Here is a 21,440-nt window from a genome sequence, read left to right on the forward strand (position 1 = left end):
AAATAATTTCCATTTGTGAAACTTTCTCAGTATTTTTACTGAACTTTTTAATTACAACAAAATGATTCAGTATTTAGATAATATTTCGCACAAAGATTCAAAGAACTTTTTCCTTATTGCCGGACCTTGTATTATTGAAGGGGAAAATATGGCATTAAGAATTGCTGAAAAAGTAATCAATATCACAGATAAATATAATATTCCTTATATTTTCAAAGGAAGTTTCAAAAAAGCAAACAGAAGCCGTGTAGATTCTTTCACAACTATTGGTGAAGAGAAATCTCTTGAAATCCTTAAAAAAGTAGGAGAGACGTTCAATATTCCTACAACAACAGACATTCATGAAAATGAACATGCAGCGCTGGCAGCACAATATGTAGATGTTCTGCAGATTCCAGCATTCCTTGTACGTCAAACTGATTTATTAATCGCAGCAGCAAAAACAGGAAAATGTGTTACCCTGAAAAAAGGACAGTTCCTTTCACCGGAAGCCATGAAGTTTGCTGTTCAGAAAGTGACTGATTCTGATAACCAGAAGGTAGCCATTATTGAAAGAGGGAATTCTTTCGGATATACAGACCTTATCGTGGATTACAGAGGAATTCCTACGATGAGAGAATATGCTCCTGTAATTTTAGATGTTACCCACTCTCTGCAGCAGCCTAATCAGAACTCAGGGGTTACAGGTGGAAGACCGGATCTTATTGAAACCGTTGCCAAAGCAGGAATTGCAGTAGGTGCAGACGGAATTTTCATAGAAACACACCCTACACCGGAAACGGCTTTATCTGATGGTGCCAACATGTTAAGATTAGATTTATTAGAAGATTTGTTACAAAAATTGACAAGAATTAGAGAATCGATTTTGTAATTGTTAAAAAAACATTAATTTTAGAAATTCTAAAACATTTCTTTTGAAAAAACTAGTTTTACCGCTAAGCCTTATGGTCCCGTTTCTGATTTTCTCCCAACAAAGAAAAAAGGATACAGCGACCACTAGAGTAACCGATATAGAGGAAGTTGTCTTCCAGAAAAAAGCAACAGGAAGAACCAATGACCTTACCAACGTAAGAATTTCAGCGAAAGAAGCGAAATCAGTAGCTTCTATTAATGGAGGAATTGAAGGATTGCTTAAAACACTACCTTCCGTAAACTCCAATACCGAGCTGTCTTCACAATATATGGTTCGTGGTGGAAACTATGACGAAAACCTTATCTACATTAATGATATTGAGATCTACAGACCTTTCCTGATCAGAAATTCTCAACAGGAGGGAATGAGTATTATCAATCCGGATATGGTTTCTGCAGTGAATTTTTCTGCAGGTGGATTTGAAGCCAAGTATGGTGATAAAATGTCTTCTGCTTTAAATATTTATTACCGTGAACCTGAAAAATTTGAACTTTCGGGAGAGGCCAGTTTAATTGGAGGTAGATTAACAACAGGTCTGGCTTCCAAAAATAAAAAATTTACAGCCCTATTTTCCGGTAGATACAGAAATACCAATCTTGTTCTTAACACCTTAAAAGAAGATACGGATTTTAATCCAACGTATTGGGATTTCCAGTCTTATCTGAATTATCACGTGAGTGATAAATTCACGATGTCATTCATCGGATATTATTCCAAGAATGATTATGAGATGATTCCAAGAGCAAAAAGTGTTACGTTCGGAAGTCTTCAGCAGCCTATTACGGTGAATATAGGCTATGGAGGTAAAGAAAATGACCAGTATAAAAATATGATGGGTACATTTTCCATGAACTATAAGCCAACAGATAAATGGAAGCTTACATTGGATGCCTTTGCCTATCAGAACAGAGAAAGAGAATATTATACAATACAGTCTGCGTATGAGCTTCAGACCTTTGATCCTGTGACACAGCAGCCTGTGACATCTTTTGATGTTGGAGGTCAGATTGAGCATGCAAGAAATGATTTATTTGTAAGAACATACGGAACACAGTTCAGAGCGAAATTTTCTCCTAATGTAAATACTGATTTTGAGTTTGGATTTAAATATGAAAAAGAAAATCTGAAAGATCTTACCAATGAATGGAAATTGGTAGATTCTGCAGGATACAGCATCCCGAGGCCGGAAGTGATTGATCCGAGAACCGGAACTACTGGAGATCTTAAACTTGCTTACTATATTGCCGGACAAAATAATATTGAACCTACAAGGCTTTCTGCCTATGCACAGTATTCACAAAAGTTCTACTGGGGAGCCAGTAAAGTATTCGTGAATGCGGGAGTGCGTGTAGCCAACTGGAGTTTTAATAAAGAAACAATATTCTCTCCAAGAGCTCAGTTCGCCATTAAACCGGATTGGGACAGCGATATGTTATTCAAAATTTCAGGGGGAATCTATTATCAGTCTCCTTTCTATAAAGAGATTAAAGATTTAGACGGTAATTTTAACTCTAATATAAAATCGCAGCGTTCTATCCAGGTGATTCTTGCCAACGATTATGAGTTCCAGATGTATGACAGACCCTTTAAGCTGACTACGGAACTTTATTATAAGAAAATGGATAACCTGATTCCATATTATATGGATAATGTAAGGATTCGTTATTCAGGGCAGAATAATTCCAAAGGATATGCCTACGGTATTGATACAAGATTATTCGGAGAATTTGTGCCAGGTGTAGATTCATGGTTATCTGCGAGTTATGCAAGAGTGTATGAGAATATCGATGGAAGGGGAGATATTCCGAGACCTACAGATCAGAGATTGAGATTTGCTATGTTCTACCAGGATTATATGCCAAGCTTTCCGTCTATGCGCGTGAATCTTACTTTGGTCTATGCTATGGGATTGCCGACAGGCGCTCCTGTGCTATTCAACAGTAACGGGCAGCCGGATTTTAATGCAGCTTATAATTATCAGCAGACGCTTCCTTCTTATAAAAGAGTAGATTTGGGACTGACAAAAGTATTCATTGATCCGAAAGAAAAAAATAAGAGATCAGGATTCTGGGGTAATTTTGAGGAGCTGACATTAGGAGTTCAGGTTTTCAACGCATTCAACATCAACAACACGGTAGCGAACCAATGGATCACTGATTATAACAGTAATTATATGTATCCTGTTCCGGTACGTCTTACAGGACGTTTCTTTAATGTGAAACTGGAATTCAAGCTATAGAATTGAAATCAAAAAATACAATAAAAGCTTTCGGAAATTTTCGGAAGCTTTTTTATTTACCCGAATTTTATAACAACATTACCAAATTTTATAACAAAGGTATCAGAGATATTTTTATCTTTGTCCTATCAATGAAAAAGATTCTTGCCATATTGTTTTCTATTTTCTACTTCGGGTTTTCTTCCGGAGCAGCTTTTAGCATTCATTATTGCATGAAGGAATTTGTTTCTGTAAGCCAGAAAACAGATGGTATCTGTGCTAAATGCGGTGTTAAAGACAAAAAAGGATGCTGCAAAACAGAGATCAAAGTAGTAAAAGTAGATGATTCCCAGAAATCAGATTTGCTTAAAATTGATTTTTTAGGCCATATTTCAGAAATTCCTGTGGAACATCAGTTTGCTGTTATTGATAAGTCTTTTTCAGCCACCAAATTTACTCAAATCCAGATTAATGCACCGCCTGAATACCAGCCGGTCCCAATCTATATCAATCATTGTAATTTTAGAATTTAGAATTCGTCTGTCGTTTTCTGTATCATTACCATGTACAGTTAGAGGCGACATGTCCTGACGCATATTCCTGATGCGTTACCATTATTCTTTATTAAAAATTAATTCTAAAATTTAAAACAATGAAAAAATATATCATCACAGCAGCCTTATCTATATTCTCAGTTATCTCACTATCAGCACAATCTAAAAAGGATGCTCAGGTTTCTAAGCTGTATCAGAACTATATCGCAATCAAATCAGCACTAGCTTCAGATGATGCTGACAAAACTTCAAAAGCTGCAACAGAATTCATTAAAACAGCTTCCACCATTGACTATAAAATGGTTTCAGAAGGGAATCTTAATGTTCTTAGAAAAGATGCTTCTGTTATTTCCGAAGCAAGAAATGTTACTGCCCAAAGAGAAACCTTTCTCAACCTTTCAGACAATATGATCGCTTTAACCAAGGAGTTCAAACTTTCTGAAAATCCAGTCTATGTACAATATTGCCCAATGGCAGATGGCAGCTGGTTGAGCGATGAAAAACAGATTGCCAACCCATACTACGGGAAGTCTATGCTTTCATGTGGAAGTGTAAAGTCAGAGATTAAATAATTAGTCTATTATTCTTTAAAATAATAAGTTGTATAGCTTAAGTTATAATTGACTTTAAGTTTTACAACTTCTAAAAACTTTGAAATATTATGAAAAAACTGATAATGTTTCTGGTGCTGTTATTCTCTGTTTTTACTTTCGCACAAAATACAAAAACGTATTATACCTGTCCGATGCACGCTGAAGTGGTGTCCTCAAAACCTGGAGACTGCCCGAAATGCGGAATGACTCTGGTTAAAAAGACAGCCGTTGTAAAACCGGAAGCAAAACCTGCAGCTAAAACAGAAACAAAGGCAAAACCTGCAGAAACAAAAATAAATAAGGCAAATAAAGCAAAAGAAACAACTAAGGTTGAGCAAACAAAAGTAATAAAGCCTTCTGTTCAGCCAGAAAAAAAAGTTGTATCATCAGCTAAAGCTCAAACTACCTATACATGCCCGATGCATCCTGAAGTAGTTTCGGATAAGCCGGGAAAATGTCCTAAATGCGGGATGGATCTGATAGAGAAAGAAGATCATTCCCATTCGCAGACTGAAAGTCCCAAAGAAGAAAAATCTGTTTTAAAACGTAACTCCGAAAACGGAAGAATTACTTTCGGTGGGAAAACGGTTCGTTATGATCTGTATGTAAAAGACACCATTGTCAATTTCACCGGAAAAAACAGGAGAGCAATTGCGATCAACGGGAAACTTCAGGCTCCTACTTTATATTTCACTGAAGGAGATACTGCCGAAATTTACCTGCACAATATGCTTAAGGAAAATACCGGATTGCACTGGCATGGAGTAATTCTCCCTAATGAACATGACGGAGTTCCATACCTTACGACAAAACCTGTAACGCCTGGAGAAACCCACTTATATAAATTCAGAGTTTCCCAAAATGGGACATATTGGTATCATTCCCACGAAGCACTTCAGGAGCAGATAGGAATGAATGGAATTTTGGTTTTCAAAAAAAGAGAAGGTGAACCCAAAACAGAATATAATGCAGAGATTCCGGTATTGCTGGGAGATTGGAGTGATGATGATCCGATGCAGATTGCAAGAAGGCTTCACATGGCCAATACAGATTGGTATGCTGTAAAGAAAAATGCAGTACAGAGTTACTGGGAAGCCATCAAGTCCGGAAATTTAGGGACAAAAGCATTGAATGAATGGAAAAGAATGGAGGCGATGGATGTGAGTGATGTCTATTATGATAAATTCCTGATCAATGGAACTCCAAGTTCAGATTATTCCAATCTAAAGCCTGGAGACAAAGTAAGATTAAGAGTGGCCAACGGAGGTTCATCTACCTATTTCTGGCTGAATTACGGAGGCGGAAAGATAAAAGTAGTCGGAAATGATGGAAATGATGTAGTTCCGACAGAAGTTGACCGTTTGATTGTTGGCGTTTCAGAAACCTATGATATTGAAGTCACGATTCCGGAGAATAAAAGCTTTGAATTCAGAGCGACTTCAGAAGACAGAATAGGACATGCTTCCCTTTGGCTGGGTTCAGGTGAGAAGGTAGAAGCTCCCAATCTTCCAAGGCTGATGCTTTTTGAAGGAATGAAAATGATGAACGGTATGATGGAAATGAGCGGAAATATGAAGCCTATGACCATGACGATGGGAAACCAGATGATGGATATGAACGAAGTAATGTACCCGGAATTATCTGAAAATCAAAGAAAAACTACAGCAAAGCATATCAATGAGATGATGGGAGTGAAGACGAAAGAAGATAAGAAAGAGGATCATTCTCAACATTCAGGAATGGATATGGGAGTAGAGAAAACCATTAAAAGATTGTCTTACAATATTTTAAAATCTCCTGAAAAAACCATTCTTCCTACAGACAGCATCCGTGAAATGAAATTTACGCTTGAGGGGAATATGAACCATTATCTGTGGACGCTGGATAATAAAACCGTAACGGAAACAGATAAAATCCTGATCAAAAAAGGAGAGATTGTCAGAATTAAACTATATAATAATTCTATGATGCGCCACCCGATGCACCTTCACGGTCATGATTTCAGATTGATCAATTCAAAAGGGGAATATTCTCCATTGAAAAATGTGGTAGATATCATGCCAATGGAAACCGTAACGATAGAATTCGCTGCCAATCAGGATGGTGACTGGTTTTTCCACTGCCATATCTTATACCATATGATGGCAGGAATGGGAAGAATCTTCAGTTATGAAAACTCTAAACCCAATCCACAGCTTCCGAACAGAAAATTAGCCTGGAAGAACTTTATACAGGATAATAAAATGACCAGTTCTATGGCGATGCTGGATGTAGCAAGCAATAAGATCCATGCAGAAACGATGACGATGTTCGGGCCGAGATGGGCTAACCTGAATGAGTTTCACTCCAACTGGAATTTTGATCATTTTGAAGGAAGTGCAAAAGTAGGACGCTTCTTAGGAAAATTCCAATGGGCGCTTCCTTATGCAGGAGTCAGGGTTCAAAAAAATCACGAGATCATGGAAAGGCAGATGGCAGAAGATATGGGTATGGATTTTCATGGTAAAAAAACATGGTTTGGACAGCAGAAAGCTTCTAAAAACAAATTTGCATTCATGGTAGGTATGCAATATGTACTTCCGATGTTGATTACAGCTGATGCAAGTGTGGATCAAAACGGAAAAGTACTGTTAGAACTGAGCCGTGAGGATATACCACTTTCAAGAAGACTGAGAGGAAACTTCAGCGTCAATTCTGACGGTGAATTCTCAACAGGAATGAGGTATATTCTTCAAAAATGGTTATCCGTTTCCGGAAACTATGATAATGAAATGGGCTGGGGTGCAGGTGTTACTTTAACGTATTAATTTTTTTAACCATATTATTTAAGAAACAATGAAAAATATAATAACCGTACTTTTTGTGGGAGCTACACTATACTCTTGTAATAAACCCGACAGTAAAATATCTGAGAAGAAAGCGGAACCGGAAATTAAAACGACGGGCAAAACTGAACCTGCAGAAATCTCAAATCAGGAGGTAAAAGAAAGCCCGGAAGAAAGTAAAAAAGAAACCGGCGAGCTTTCCGCTTTTCCGATTCAGCAAATTATCAAAGGTTACCTTCCTCTAAAAAATGCCCTGGCTCAGGATGATTCTAAAAAAGCTTCCGATGCGGCTAAAAGTCTGTTTTCTATATTAAAGAAAATAGATATCAGTAAAACCGATGCAAAAAGCAATTCTGAGTTGCATGATATTGTAGAAAGTGCAGCAGAAAATGCAGAGCATATCGGAGAAAAATCTGATGATATAGCTCATCAGAGAGAACATCTGCTATCCCTGAGTAATGATATTACCGATTTAATAAAAGAGAAGGGAACTGGCGGATTAAAATTATACCAGGACTTCTGTCCAATGTATAATAATGGAAAAGGCGGAACCTGGATCAGTGAATCGGAAGAGATTATCAATCCATATGAAGGACAGAAAATGATTAACTGCGGATCTATAAAAAAAGTATTTTAAAATAGTAAAAAGTGATGAACCGACACATGAAAAACATATTGCTAGGGTTTGTTCTAATTTTTTTACTTATTCAGATTATTCAGCCTGCCCGTAATATTGATTACGGGCAGGTTCCTTCTACAGATATCTCAAAGGTTTACAAACTTCCTGCGAATGTGCAGTCTGTTCTTAGAAATTCCTGCTATGACTGTCACAGCAATTCTACTCATTATCCATTTTATTCTTATATACAGCCTTTAAGTTATTATCTTGAAAAACATATTAAAAAAGGAAAAGAAGAATTGAATTTTAATGAATGGGGGAGTTACAGCCGTCGTAAACAGACGAATAAATTAGAATCTATTGTGAATCAAATACAGCAGAAGAAAATGCCGCTTACTTCTTATACTTATCTTCATCCGGAAGCGAAACTTTCCGAAAAACAGATAGAAGAAATAGTTCATTGGATAGAGCTGACGCAGGCTGAAAAGGAAAAATAAGAACTTAAAAACAAAAGCCATCTCGTGAAAGTGAGATGGCTTTGTTTATTCAGAGTTGCTTTTTAAATTTAAGTACATTAATATTTTGATCTTACAGATTGATTCTTTATTTACTCTAATTCAATAGGGTTATAAGGGAGAGGATTAGATTTTATTGGCATTTGGCTACCATCACCATTATAAACTTTACCATGAAAAAATCCAGGATTATCATAATATGATTGCTGAATCATTCTAAATTTATCTCTGCTTACTTTGAATATGCTTTTATCATTACGTAAATAAATATCAGTAGGTTTTTGATCAACTGCAATTGCTTCAAAATGGAAATATTTTTTATTATCTTCAATTTCAAGTATTAAACCAGGCAATCCACCAAAAACATAAGGCCCATTACTAATAGGTATTTTATCTGTATACCAAGCCGTATAATCTCTACCTCTATATCGTGTTGTTGCCTTTTTACACTCATAATTAAGGATTTTTTTTCTCTCTTCACTCATAGTCCAAGTAAAAAAAGGTATTTTTTCATTATATTGATACTTATTTTTGGCTTTATCCTGTATAATTAAGCTATCTGTTAATTTATTTTTAAAGATAATATTTGACCATATTTCTCGAACTTTAAGTAGTTGGTTAATTTCTTTTCCTCCAATTCTTTCCTGATGACTAAATTTTTCAGATATTGAATCTTGTTGGACACCCTTATTGTCACTAAATTTAGAATGGCTATTTCCTACTTGTAAGATACAAAGTGCTTCCTTCTTGCTTTCAGGAACATTGATGTTATCACAAAACTTGACCTGATAATAAATATTTAGATTACTTTTTTCATAGATTTTCACTTGGTACTTAGGAGCTTGAAGTGTAAAATTATCAGGAAATTTAGTATCCTGCCCTTTAATAAAGCTGATAAATGTAACTGATAATACAACTATAAATTTCATTCTATTTGTTTTTTGTTAAAATTTAAGACGGATTACTTCTATCCGCCTTATTTATAATTCGTTATGCTAGAGGATAAGATGTTCCGCACTTTTGCGCATTAAAGTAAATTACATCATCAGTAAAATCACCCACGCTATCATAATCACTAGCTTCTAAATAATAAACAGCTCCACACGGAGATATTACTTGAATCCAGTTATAAAAAATAGCTTTTGTCTTTTGAGAAACTTTACTATGGTTTACAGCTTTTTTCTCAATAGTTTCAGCTTTTTTAATTACTTTTTTAGCAGTAGTATTTTTAGCACTCATAAGTCCAGCTGCACCAAAGGCAACAATAAAGATAATTTTTTTCATCGTTAAAATTTTAATTTTTAATAAATAATAAAATGTTTTAGATTGCAATCTGGAAACAATGTTATGGGTATTTTATATTATTAACAATTATTGTTTGTTTAAATTTAAATTATTTCAAATTAATAGTATTTTTGTTGTTTATTTTGTGATTAAATTAATTAAAAATCTTGAGAAAGATAATATTATTCTTATAAGTTGTAAGATTATGTGTTGATTAATCTATTTGTTTAAAAACAAAACCACCTCATAAAATGAAGTGGCTTTCTATAATTAATATAAATACTTTTATTTAGTAGTTCCTACAGTTTTTTCGCTTTTTGGTGTATAGGTCACTTTTGAAATATCCACCGTCATTTCCTTCAGACGTTTTGCCACATTATCGGGTATCTCTTTCTGATATCTTCCACCGATTACTTCAGCAAGGAATTTCTCGGTTTCAGCATACATCGCCATGCTGTTAACCGGCTTACGGAATCCGTGGCCTTCATCATCAGCAAGAATGTAATTTACCTTTTTACCTTTATCGCGTAGTGCAATGACAATCTGATCCGCTTCAGCCTGCTTTACTCTTGGATCATTAGCTCCCTGAACAATCAATAATGGCTTGTTGATCTTATCTACACTGAATAACGGGCTGGCATCATGCATACGTTTTTTTCCTTCTTCAGTTTTAGGATCACCTACCATCCCGTAAAGGAAGGCACGGGCGGCTTCCCAGTAAGCAGGGACAGAATCCAATAAAGTAAAGAGGTTGCTTGGCCCTACAATATCTACTCCTGCAGCATATACATCCGGAGTGAATGCTAAACCGGCCAGTGTTGCATATCCACCGTAGCTTCCTCCCATAATTACTACTTTATTTTTGTCTGCAATTCCCTGATCAATAAGGTATTTAACGCCCCACGTGATATCATCCTGCATCAGTTTTCCCCACTGAAGATCTCCGCCATTCTGGAACTTTTTACCATATCCGCCACTCGCTCTGAAGTTGGGTTGCAGTACAGCATATCCTCTGTTGGCTAGAAACTGTACGGTTGAATTGTATCCCCAATAATCTCTTGGACCTTTCGGACCTCCATGAACGAGAACAACTACAGGTACATTTTTACCGGATGAACCTACAGGTAAGGTCAGGTATGCCGGAATTTCAAGTCCGTCACTGCTTTTATAAGAAACAGGAGTCATGGCAGCCAGGTATTTTTCAACTTTTTTCAATTCTGTTCTTGGGGTATACTGGAAAATCAGCTGTTTTGTCTTTGCATCAAAGAAATAGGCTTCAGAAGCATATTGAGCTCCTCCAACGGCAACTAAGAATTTAGAATAATCATTGGTAGAGCTTGAAAAATTAACTTCTCTTCCAGGAAACTTACTTTGCAAAAATTTATAATTTTCTTCCCACGTTTTGTCTTTCCAGTAGTACTCTGTTTTATCTCCGGTGTAAGAGGTGTAGATCATCTTTCTGGTATTTCTGTCCAGAAACAGTCCTCCAAAATCTACTTTATCTTTAGGATCGCTTTCTACTTTGGTGATTTGCTTGGTTTTGGGATCCATCAGGAATAATGCAGACTTGTCAAGATCTCCTTTATTGGTCACCAGATAAAACTTAGAATTATCTTCATTCCAGTTTGAGATATAAGCATTTTCCGTTACCAGTGTTTCGTAAATAGGAGTAAGTTTATCTCCTTCTTTGTAAAAGAACTGTGTGGTTCCTTTATCATCAGTTTTCGACAGTACTCTCAGTTTTTCATCCCAGTCAAAATTATAGCTTGTGATACGGTCTGTATTCTCGTAAATCTTTTTCAGTTCTCCTGTAGAAATTTTCAATGAATATAAATCATGCCATGCTTTATCACGATTATTCAGTCCAATCATCAGAAAGTCAGGATCTTTTCTGCTTGCCAGATAAATATTTGCAGTTACTTCCTTAAGCGGAGTTAAATTCCTTGATTCCGGAACTCCATTCTTTGCTTTAGCCATAGGATCTACTGCAAAAATATTCATGTTTTCATCACCATTACTATCTTTTACATACAGAATATATTTTCCGTCTTCTGTCCAGAAGTAGCCACTCATTGGGCGTTTGCTGTCTGTTAATGGGCGGGCTTTTTCAAAGGGCTCATCAATTTTTTTTACCCATATATTCATGATACCGCCATATTCTTTCATAAATGAAATCCATTTTCCATCCGGGCTCAACTGTCCTCCGGCAATTTCAGGGTTACCAAAAAATAAACCCCTGTCCAGTAACGGAACCTCCTGTGCTTGTGCAGCATGAACTCCTATCAGTAAGAGCAATACATAAAAGATTTTTTTCATGTTTTTAATTTTTAGTTGTTATTAATACATCGAATATAATTTTTACAATTTTATCTTTTCTTATGATTATAAACTCTACATTTCCAGTTCTATAATTTTTTTTGCCATTTTTTGATTCATGCTTTCAGGAATCAGTCCTATCAGAAAATTTCTTATTGAATTTCCTCTTTCCCATTGAGAAACCTTTCCGATGCTGCGGCTTGTATTGACAATATAATCTACTTTCTTTCGTCTGATATTTTGAAATTTTCCGAAAATTGTATTGAAGTCAGTATTCTTTTCCAGCAGCTTTCCAATGATATAAGCATCTTCAATCGCCTGGCAGGCACCCTGTCCCATATTAGGTGTCGTTGCGTGGGCTGCATCTCCAATCAGGCAGAGGTTTTCAGTATGCCATTGTGGAATAGGAGCGAGGTCTGATATGATATTACAAATAATATTTTCATTGGCCGTAGCCTCAATAAGTTGTAAAACCAAAGGATCAAAATCATGAAAAATTTCCGCAATTCTCTGATATCTGCCAAAACTTTTTTCATTGACACAGGCGTACCAGTAGACTTTTTTATCAGAAATTTTTACGAAACCGAACCGTTTTCCTTTTCCCCACATCTCAAAAGCTTCCTGATGGTGTTTCTCAGGTAAGTGGAAATCCACCAGACCACGCCAGCATTTTTGCCCTGAGTTTCGGATTGTACCCGTTTTTAAGATCATGTTTCGGATAGGAGATTTTATGCCGTCCGCCCCAAAAACAATTTTACTTTCAATCTGGTTTCCATTTTCAAAATCTAAAATATAGTTTTCCTCTTTTCTTATTTTTTGTAATGAATGGTTCAGATGTATAGAACCGGGATTTAAATTTTCCGCCAGAATTTTCTGAAGTTCAGCCCGGTGAATAGCAACATTGCAAGAGTTGTACTGAGTTTCCAGGTCTAAAATTTCTGTTTTTGAAATCGTTCTCAGAGATTGATCAGCGATAACAATTCTGTGAATTTTATTACCCGCATTTTCAATTTTTTCTTTTAAACCCAAACGGTCAAAAACCTGCATTGCATTGACGGCCATCATAATTCCGGCGCCTACAGGTTTTATTTCCGGGGCAGATTCGTAGATGGTAAAATCATACTGATGCTGTTTCAGTACATTTCCGAGGGTAAGTCCGCCGATTCCTGCTCCGATGATTGAAATGGTGTTCATAAGGTTTATTTTTTTGAAAACATACATTGTGAAAGATGGCTATTGTTTGAGACATTTACCTTAGATATGTCATTCTGAAAGAAATGGAATGTAGTGAAGAATCTCAGTTAATTGTCTATTGAAACAGATATCTCTTTACATCATCTGATTTAAATTGTTAAAATATAACTCTCTGATACTTTTTTGAAACCATATCTGCTGAAAAAATTGTGAGCACCGTGATTGTTGACTCCGCTTTCCAGTAAAATAAAACTGATATTCCAGCTTTTAGACTCGTGAATGGCTTTCTCCAAAAGTCTACTTCCAAGAGACTGGCCTCTTACAGACTGATCCAGAAGCATGTCCTCCAGAATCGCATACTTTTTAAACGGACTGTTGATTACATTGAAAACCATCATTCCCACAATTTCTCCATTCTCATTTTCAGCAATCAGAATATTCAGTTTGGAACTGCCATCGGAATTAAAATCAGTAATGAGCTGTTCCGTCAGAATTACTTCAAGATCAGGATTCCAATGATGAGAATCAATAGCTCTGCCGGACATCATTTCGCCATGGGAAATATAAGAATCTGTCTTATGGGTAATAAAAAAGTCTACGAGTTCCTTGATACGGGCTTTATCAGTAAGCCATTGGGTAGTATATTTCATGAGTGGTAATGGTGTTTATTTTAATTTTTTCAATTCTTCCAGCAAGGCATTCTGCTTATTGATGAATTGATTGAGACTATCTGTTTTCAGAGGATGGGCGTTTTGATACTTTTCAATTTCAGGAAGTGTTTTTCTGATTTTGAATACAACGTATTGATCATGAAGTGTTTTTCTGTTAGCTTTTATTTTGGTGATGAGGTCTCTGATAGTTTGTGTTTTTATATCATATTTTTCAGAGCTTGCTTTTATCTCTTTTTCAATTTGTTTCTTGGTAACAGAGTCGGTTACTGAATTTGATAGCGTCGTTGCATCATTATAATAGGTTTCAGATTTTTGAATAACGTCATCATATTCAGTCATTGCATCCTCTGTTTCCTGATTAATAACTGCTATTCTTTTATCAAGATCCTGTAAAGCTTTATCATTTTTTATCAGCTCCTGATAGATTTCATGAACAAGGTTTCCTTCACGTGAAGAGTATCTTGTATTTTTTTTAATAGCTCCTGAAACTGAAGATTCTGCATTATCAACTGCATTTTCTACGGTAGGAGCTTGCCGTGATTTGTTTTCACTGCAGGAAAGTAGAGATAAAGCCAGAATAGAGGCGAACAGTATTTTTTTCATAGTATGTTTTGTTTGATTTGAAAATCAGCATTATATCACGGCAACTAAAATTAATCATTTCAATTTTATCACAGGTGAATACTGAGCATGATTTTAATTAGTTGAACAAACGGGGAAAAATGTTACATCCATAATACTATAGCGTACAAATAATTTGTTTACTGATGAATGACAATAAAAAAACGGAGCCTGAAAACAGACTCCGCCTATAAAATTTTTAACGCTAAAATTATTTACCCAGATAAGATTTAAGAATCTTGCTTCTGGTATTGTGTTTTAGTCTCTTAATTGCTTTTTCTTTGATCTGACGAACTCTCTCTCTTGTAAGATCGAAAGTTTCACCAATTTCCTCTAAAGTCATTGGGTGTTTTCCGTTCAGTCCGAAGTATAATCTTACCAGATCAGCCTCTCTCGGAGTTAAAGTATTCAATGCTCTTTCAATCTCAATTTGTAGAGATTCAAGCATTAGATCTTTATCAGGACTTGGTGATTCTCCTGAACGTAATACATCATAAAGATTAGAATCTTCACCTTCTACTAAAGGCGCATCCATAGACAGGTGTCTTCCGGAGTTTTTCATAGATTCTTTGATATCTTCCTCGCTCATGTCAAGAACTTCAGCCAATTCTTCCGGAGAAGGTGGTCTTTCATTTTCCTGCTCAAGGTGAGCGTATGCTTTATTGATTTTGTTGATAGAACCAATTTTGTTCAACGGTAATCTTACAATTCTTGACTGCTCAGCCAATGCCTGTAAAATTGATTGACGGATCCACCATACTGCATAAGAGATAAATTTGAAACCTCTAGTTTCATCGTACCTTTTTGCCGCTTTCATTAATCCTAAGTTACCTTCATTGATCAAATCGGGTAAAGAAAGACCTTGATTTTGGTATTGCTTAGATACAGAAACTACGAAACGAAGGTTGGCTTTGATTAATTTCTCAAGTGCGGCTCTGTCGCCTGCACGTATTCTTTGTGCCAATTCTACTTCCTCGTCCGCAGTAATCAGTTCCACTTTACCAATTTCCTGCAAATACTTGTCTAATGAAGCAGTTTCCCTGTTGGTAACCTGCTTAGTGATTTTTAATTGTCTCATTTATTTTTTCCTCAAAAAAGAGTTACTATAATATATACGTATGAAAAGGTAAAAAGGTTACACAACTTTTATTTTTTTGTGAAAAGAAACCTGTTAAAATAATGATAATTTTCTTTAAAACAATATATATTACTGGTATTCAGTTGATTGTGGTTTTCTCCGGCCTGAAAAATATATAGTAATAACAAAAAGACCACACCTTATTTGAGAATTTTGTAATTTCCCTAAACCCTAAACCCTAAACCCTAAACCCTAAACCCTAAACCCTAAACCCTAAACCCTAAACCCTAAACAAAAAAAAACGAAACCGAAGTTCCGTTTTTATATCTAAGAGTACTATTTTAAGCTATTTTGGGTTTATCAACCCCATAAACTCGCAATTCGTAACTAAAAAAGCTCATTTAATACTTTCGCCAGTCTTAATCCTCCATATAGAAGCTGTCTTTCCATTGTTTCATTGAACTTATACTGATAGTCATAAGATAACTTGGAATCGTTAGGAGTCTGTGCGTAAATTTTGTTGGCAATTTTATGAGAATCATACAACCAGTCTTCCAGTGATCCGGATTGAATCTGTGCTACTTCGTCTTTAGATTTGATATCTAAAAGCTTAGAATATTCGGTGTAGCTGTATTTTTGAGAATCTACTAGTTTCCCATCCCAAACAGAGTGTAAATTGGTTTTTTCTCCGAAATAAGTAACATTGATTTTGTTTCCGCCTAAATCTTCTGCTCTTCCTACGTGTAGGGGCTGAGCAAGATCTCCCATAATGTGGATAAGGAAGATTAAAGCAATTTTTCTGTCTTTTTCAGAGGTGTTTTTGTCTTTGATCTGGCTGGACAAGGTATTGACCTGAGTATAAAGACTTGGGCCGGCCTGTGCTTTCAGGTTTTGTTCAAAAGCTTTAAAGTCAGCCATCGGATCAATGTTTACATAGTGCCATGATGAAGCCTGCTTCCAAGCCCCTGTGGTATCAGATTTGATAAAATCCGGCCAGTTAGCCCAATACGCCAGACGCTCTTTTCCCATGATTTTTTTAATCTCTCTTCTTGCTTTGCGGGAAAGGTGGTTTTGTGCAATGTCTGCAATCACTCGGTGTCCCGTTAATCCCCACGCATAAGAATAAAGTGAAGAGGCCATGAATGCTAAAATCAGAATTTTAGAATAAATACTTTTCATTTTAAATAACAATTTTCAGTCTGCAAAGATACGGCCCGCTTTCGGAATGAGCATACATTATCCTGAATTTATTCTATAAGATGATGTTAATAAAATTTAATTTAAATAAATACATAATAATGTTAGGTTTGGAAAAAATAGAAAGTAAGGAGCGTAAAGACATAAAACTCTTCATATAATACATAAAAGCAAAAGTAAAACCTTATCACAACCTTAAACTTTAAACTTTAAACCTTGAACTTTAAACCTTGAACTTTAAACCTTGAACCTTGAACCTTGAACCTTGAACCTTGAATCTCAAATTCTAAACACTTGATTCTGAATAGTTAATTTTAAATTCGAAAAAGCAAATAAACTTGCTATTTACCGTATTTTCACGGAATTTGTAGAAAATAATTCCTATTAATGTCAATAAATTATTATTTTTAGGATAAAATTGTTGTTAAAATACTTTTTCAAACTTATGAGATATATTATCTTTACAAGTCATAATCAGAGGAAACACTATGTATGAGAGTAATATTGTAGATATGCATTACAATAAGCTGCAGACAGACTTTAAGGCTGAAGCTGTAGCTGTTAACCTTTTGAAATACCACCGTGCGGTAAGCAATATATTCATAGAAAGGGTGGGTGTAAACGACCGTGCTTACCTGAAAGACATTAAAAGTATTTCAAGCAGTTATTTAGGATTTGACGAAGAAGTCTTTACCATAGAGAGTTACAGAGAGGGTATTTACGATTACCTTCCGGAAGGACTGTTCCATCCACCTTCTCTTGGGGCTTCAAGAAAGAATGTAGATACTGTGGTAAGGGAAATCCGAAAGCAGAAAAGGGTAGAAGATGATGCCCGTAAATTTTTCCGTCCTTTTGAACTGGAAGTATTTTTTACGGAAATCAGTGCTTTGCTTAAAGAATCGGAATTTGACATTACAAGCAATACAGATGCTTTACTGGACACGGTAAGTGAGCTGTGGCCTATGATAAAAATGCTGGACAAGCAGAGTGCTTATATCTTTATGCATATTTTACCGTTTTTCCATCAGATCAGAGGAGATAAGAGATGGTTTGAAAGATGTATGACTGCATTTCTACAGGTACCTGTACAAGTCACTTTTTCACCTAATATTATTGACGGGATTGAGAAAAACGATGATTCCATGTTATTAGGAAATTCACGATTGGGGGTAACCTATATTCCAAGTGGACCTCATATGGACGGGCAACGAAACTGGGTGGTCAACATTGGCCCAATTCCTTACGGAGATATGAAGAAGTATATTCCGGGAAGTCCTTTCAGAAATGTACTCCAGGCATTGTATGACTATTTTCTTCCCGTAACAGTGGATGTGGAGGAAAATTTTGTCACAGAAAAGGAGGATTATTCTTTCAGCCTTGAGGATGAGGAAAGAAATGCCAGCCGCCTTGGATACTCTACATTCCTCTAAATTATTTTATTATATTTACAACTACCAACAAAGTATAAATTCGAAAAGAAACAAATGGAAATTTCTTCAGTAAAAGGTATTTTTTTAAGGTATATCTTAATGCCTTTAATCGCAATTATTATGATGGTTATACTCGGTGTAATCAGGAGAAATAAACCTGCGATAAAAATTAAAGTCATTATTATATACGTATTGCTGTGCAGTTTATGCCTGGCTATCCCGGGCGTTTTTGGATTTGCCGGAAATCTTTTTAACCCATACTGGTATCTCATTGCACAGATCATCTACCTTATTTTTGGGATTATTCATGTGAATCTGCTGCATAAATATTTCAAAAAGCATATCGATTCTCTGGCTATGAGTATTCTGTTTGAATCTATACTTTCATTAACGTGCATAGCTTTGGGAGGATATCTTTTTACCCTGATTTTTAACTGGATGAGCAAAGGAACAGGATATGCGGTAATGGCAGCAACAAGTATGGTCATCTTTGTGGTTCCCATGGTGTTTTACTACTGCTATATCCAGTTTATCAGCATTCCTTTTGATATTTATAAAACTTGGAGATATTCACCGGAACAGAAACTGCCTGATTTTGAAGGAGCAGATTTTGACAGATTAATGGTACTGAATGTTGAACTGAGCAAAAAATTAGAAGATACCAACCGTTTCAGAATTAAAGCGAAGACACTTCCGACAGGAGTCACTTTCGGAGATTGGTTCTACAGAGTAGTGGATGATTACAACCATAAAAATCCAGGTTCAATTATTCATCTTTCAGACGAAGGAAATGAGCCTTATTACTGGATCTTTTATACTAAAAAATCGTTTTTCAGCTTTAGAAAATATATAGATTTCGACCACGACATTACGACAAACAGCATTTCTGAAAATGAAGTGGTGATTTGTAAGAGAGTTATTCAGCATGAAGAGGAGGGAGTCACAAGAAAATCATAAACACAAAAATTAAAAAGTATTAAACATGATACAGCCTATTAAACATTTTGCAATCAATTGGGTGGATGGGATGAAGGTTTCCCAGAGGCACCTTAATGATCAGGATAATTTCTTAATTGATACCATCAGAGATTCCAATTCCCTTGGAATTACTACATATAACTACGGACTTTTGCCCATTTCCAATGAATTTACAGACCGTACCATTTTTGATGTTCATAACACGGCAACCAACGATGTACAGCTTGTCATTAAGCGTTGCAGCGCTGTTACGATGGCAGGATACCGTATTGAGCTGACAGACAGGAGAATCAGCGTAAAATCATTGGCGAAATCAATGAATGAAGAGCAGGCAGATGGAGACTATTATATCTTAATCTCTGTAAATCCTTTTGATAAAGTTCCTTTTGGAGATATTGATCCTGAGGAAATTCCGCCGCGCCACCCAAGTGCACAGCCTAATCACCATATTGAACTGCTTCCTGTAACGTCTTTGAACAGCAGCTATTCAGGAGGAAATTATCTTATTATTGGTAAGGTAGATTTAAAAGGAAATATTGCTCAGGTTGATTCGAATTTTATTCCGCCTTGTACTTCTGTACAGAGCCATCCGGCTTTGGTAGATTACTACAGCAGCTATGCGAAGTCTATCGGAAACCTTCAGCAGTATGCTTTTAAAATTATTCAGAAAGCATCCCATAAAAACCAAAATACAGCTTTAGCCCAAAACGTTAAGTTTTTGTGTACTACCATGGTGAATACTTTTGGAGATATGTATTTCCAGTTTAGAAATATTACCCCTTGGCAACCGCCTGTATTTTTGATTGAATCTTTTGCAAGACTGGCACTTCATTTATACAATTCAACACAGCTTCTTGTTCCTGCTGAGCTGGAAGAAATGCTGAACTACAGCCTTGAGTGGAGCGAAATTGCCCCTCATACTTTACTGAACCAGCTTTCTATTGTTGCAGAAACCAATTACGATCACCATAACTGTGGTGAGCCATTGCTTTACATTCAACAGATGTTGAGAAGCCTTGAAATCATTTTCTCTAAACTGAGTGAGCTTGATTACATCGGTCAGAGAAAAGAAAATATCATCGTTAATGAGCAGGAAGTTTCTACCAACACGAATCCTAAAAGAGGTTGGAGTGTTTTAGATTAAAATCATTGAGTAAAAATAGAGTCCCGAATGAAAATTCGGGATTTTTTATAGGCGTATATAGAAAAAAAATAAAAAGTAAATTTGTTGTAAGGATTGATAAAATGAATTTAGAGGTTATAAGACAGGATACTCCGGGATGTTCGGATAAGATATTTTTAAACAGTGCAGGGTCATCATTAATGCCGAAGCCTGTTGTAGAGGCCACTATTAAGTTTTTATATGAAGAACAGGAGCTTGGAGGTTATGCTGCTGCAGTGCAAAATACCGGTCTTATCAGTCAGTTTTATGAAGAAGCCGCCAAACTTATTAATACCAAACCTTCCAATATCGCATTTGTAGGCAGCTCTACAGATGGATATGCAAAAGCTTTATCCAGCATTTCTTTTAAAGAAGGAGATTGTATTATTACCACCAATGATGATTATATCTCCAATCAGATTGCTTTTATTTCTTTGCAGAAAAGATATCATGTTGAAATCATCAGGGTTGCCAATCTGCCTGACCATGAGCTCGATCTTGAGGATTTTGAAAATTTAATCAAAAAACATCATCCCAAATTAATAGCGGTCACTCATATTCCTACCAATTCCGGTTTGATTCAGAATATAGAAGGAGTAGGAAGGTTGTGTAAACAATATGATGTCCTTTATCTTGTGGATGCCTGCCAGTCTGTGGGGCAGATTGTGGTGGATGTTGAAAAAATCCATTGTGATTTTCTGACGGCAACCGGAAGGAAATTTATGCGGGGACCGAGAGGAACAGGATTTTTGTATGTTTCTGATAAAGCCTTACACCAGAAAATGTATCCTCTGTTTTTAGATAGTATTGGAGCTAGATGGACGGCATTTGATGATTATCAGCTCAATGATACAGCCAAAAGATTTGAACTTTTTGAAAGACCCTATGCTGCTTTACTGGGATTTGCAGAAGCTTTACGCTATGCCAATACGATTGGAATGGATCAAATTGAGCATTACAACCGTACGTTGGCAGATACTTTAAGAATCACCCTGCAGAATAATGGTTTCAGAATTTTGGATAAAGGAAATAGATTAAGCAGTATTGTTACTTTTTGTCAGGCCGATGGAAAGGTTGAAAAGATCCATAAGATTCTGAGTGATCATAAGGTATTTTTTAAGGAAAACCGCAGAGAGCACGCCTTAATTGATTTTACCTCTAAAAACGTAGACCATGCAATCCGTTTATCTCCTCATTACTTCAATACGATCGAAGAAATTGAAAAAGTGTCACAGCTTTTAGAAAATATAAACCTTTAAAATGTGGTTTAAA

General features: G+C 36.0%; 19 protein-coding genes. 11 read left to right on the forward strand and 8 right to left on the reverse strand.

Annotation, left to right across the window (positions count from 1 at the left end; all coding sequences use genetic code 11):
- The first annotated feature begins 61 nt into the window (after positions 1 to 61).
- The 7 genes from kdsA to ODR02_RS06855 all read left to right on the forward strand — a co-directional run bounded on the left by kdsA (position 62) and on the right by ODR02_RS06855 (position 8,219).
- The gene (kdsA, locus tag ODR02_RS06825) at positions 62 to 871 is read left to right on the forward strand and encodes a 3-deoxy-8-phosphooctulonate synthase (protein ID WP_309511927.1); all 810 of its coding nucleotides are present in this window, start codon (positions 62 to 64) and stop codon (positions 869 to 871) included.
- A 43-nt stretch (positions 872 to 914) separates the two neighbouring features.
- Positions 915 to 3,152 carry a TonB-dependent receptor plug domain-containing protein gene (locus ODR02_RS06830; protein WP_209784325.1) on the forward strand — a complete coding sequence of 746 codons (2,238 nt, stop codon included), beginning with the start codon at positions 915 to 917 and terminating at the stop codon, positions 3,150 to 3,152.
- A gap of 131 nt (positions 3,153 to 3,283) precedes the next feature.
- Positions 3,284 to 3,664, forward strand: coding sequence for an HYC_CC_PP family protein (locus ODR02_RS06835; protein ID WP_245169689.1), 381 nt, complete (start codon positions 3,284 to 3,286; stop codon positions 3,662 to 3,664).
- Positions 3,665 to 3,783: 119 nt separating this feature from the next.
- Complete coding sequence (locus ODR02_RS06840) at positions 3,784 to 4,257, forward strand: DUF3347 domain-containing protein (protein WP_047423157.1); 474 nt, start codon at positions 3,784 to 3,786, stop codon at positions 4,255 to 4,257.
- A gap of 89 nt (positions 4,258 to 4,346) precedes the next feature.
- A complete protein-coding gene (locus ODR02_RS06845) occupies positions 4,347 to 7,085 on the forward strand; it encodes a multicopper oxidase domain-containing protein (protein WP_309511928.1) in 2,739 nt (912 codons plus the stop codon).
- A gap of 28 nt (positions 7,086 to 7,113) precedes the next feature.
- Positions 7,114 to 7,740: a DUF3347 domain-containing protein gene (locus ODR02_RS06850; RefSeq protein ID WP_309511929.1), complete on the forward strand. Its 627-nt coding sequence runs from the start codon at positions 7,114 to 7,116 to the stop codon at positions 7,738 to 7,740.
- A gap of 26 nt (positions 7,741 to 7,766) precedes the next feature.
- On the forward strand, positions 7,767 to 8,219 hold the full coding sequence (locus tag ODR02_RS06855; RefSeq protein ID WP_309511930.1) for a heme-binding domain-containing protein: 453 nt from the start codon (positions 7,767 to 7,769) through the stop codon (positions 8,217 to 8,219).
- Positions 8,220 to 8,329: 110 nt separating this feature from the next.
- Here ODR02_RS06855 and ODR02_RS06860 read toward each other — a convergent pair whose 3' ends face one another.
- The 8 genes from ODR02_RS06860 to ODR02_RS06895 form a co-directional block, all read right to left on the reverse strand.
- A complete protein-coding gene (locus tag ODR02_RS06860) occupies positions 8,330 to 9,166 on the reverse strand; it encodes a GLPGLI family protein (RefSeq protein WP_309511931.1) in 837 nt (278 codons plus the stop codon).
- A 61-nt stretch (positions 9,167 to 9,227) separates the two neighbouring features.
- A complete protein-coding gene (locus tag ODR02_RS06865; protein ID WP_209784328.1) occupies positions 9,228 to 9,521 on the reverse strand; it encodes a hypothetical protein in 294 nt (97 codons plus the stop codon).
- A gap of 285 nt (positions 9,522 to 9,806) precedes the next feature.
- Positions 9,807 to 11,837 (reverse strand): S9 family peptidase, encoded by a 2,031-nt coding sequence (locus tag ODR02_RS06870; RefSeq protein ID WP_309511932.1) that lies wholly within the window; start codon positions 11,835 to 11,837, stop codon positions 9,807 to 9,809.
- Positions 11,838 to 11,912: 75 nt separating this feature from the next.
- On the reverse strand, positions 11,913 to 13,031 hold the full coding sequence (locus tag ODR02_RS06875) for an FAD-dependent monooxygenase (RefSeq protein WP_309511933.1): 1,119 nt from the start codon (positions 13,029 to 13,031) through the stop codon (positions 11,913 to 11,915).
- A 149-nt stretch (positions 13,032 to 13,180) separates the two neighbouring features.
- Positions 13,181 to 13,681: a GNAT family N-acetyltransferase gene (locus tag ODR02_RS06880; protein WP_209784331.1), complete on the reverse strand. Its 501-nt coding sequence runs from the start codon at positions 13,679 to 13,681 to the stop codon at positions 13,181 to 13,183.
- Positions 13,682 to 13,696: 15 nt separating this feature from the next.
- Entirely contained in the window at positions 13,697 to 14,305 is a 609-nt protein-coding gene (locus ODR02_RS06885) for a hypothetical protein (protein ID WP_309511934.1), read from the reverse strand.
- 229 nt (positions 14,306 to 14,534) lie between these two features.
- Entirely contained in the window at positions 14,535 to 15,401 is an 867-nt protein-coding gene (locus ODR02_RS06890; protein WP_002979276.1) for a sigma-70 family RNA polymerase sigma factor, read from the reverse strand.
- A gap of 387 nt (positions 15,402 to 15,788) precedes the next feature.
- Entirely contained in the window at positions 15,789 to 16,580 is a 792-nt protein-coding gene (locus ODR02_RS06895) for a S1/P1 nuclease (protein ID WP_209784333.1), read from the reverse strand.
- Between the two features lie 530 nt (positions 16,581 to 17,110).
- Here ODR02_RS06895 and ODR02_RS06900 point away from each other — a divergent pair.
- From ODR02_RS06900 to ODR02_RS06915, 4 genes are all read left to right on the forward strand, one after another.
- Positions 17,111 to 18,028, forward strand: coding sequence for a type VI secretion system baseplate subunit TssG (locus tag ODR02_RS06900; RefSeq protein WP_245169691.1), 918 nt, complete (start codon positions 17,111 to 17,113; stop codon positions 18,026 to 18,028).
- Positions 18,029 to 18,082: 54 nt separating this feature from the next.
- A complete protein-coding gene (locus ODR02_RS06905; protein ID WP_105682221.1) occupies positions 18,083 to 18,985 on the forward strand; it encodes a TssN family type VI secretion system protein in 903 nt (300 codons plus the stop codon).
- Between the two features lie 25 nt (positions 18,986 to 19,010).
- Positions 19,011 to 20,150 carry a hypothetical protein gene (locus ODR02_RS06910; RefSeq protein WP_105682222.1) on the forward strand — a complete coding sequence of 380 codons (1,140 nt, stop codon included), beginning with the start codon at positions 19,011 to 19,013 and terminating at the stop codon, positions 20,148 to 20,150.
- Between the two features lie 101 nt (positions 20,151 to 20,251).
- Positions 20,252 to 21,427: an aminotransferase class V-fold PLP-dependent enzyme gene (locus tag ODR02_RS06915; RefSeq protein WP_245169693.1), complete on the forward strand. Its 1,176-nt coding sequence runs from the start codon at positions 20,252 to 20,254 to the stop codon at positions 21,425 to 21,427.
- Positions 21,428 to 21,440: the final 13 nt, after the last annotated feature.

Source organism: Chryseobacterium sp. CFS2, assembly GCF_036543225.1.
GTDB lineage: Bacteria > Bacteroidota > Bacteroidia > Flavobacteriales > Weeksellaceae > Chryseobacterium > Chryseobacterium culicis_A.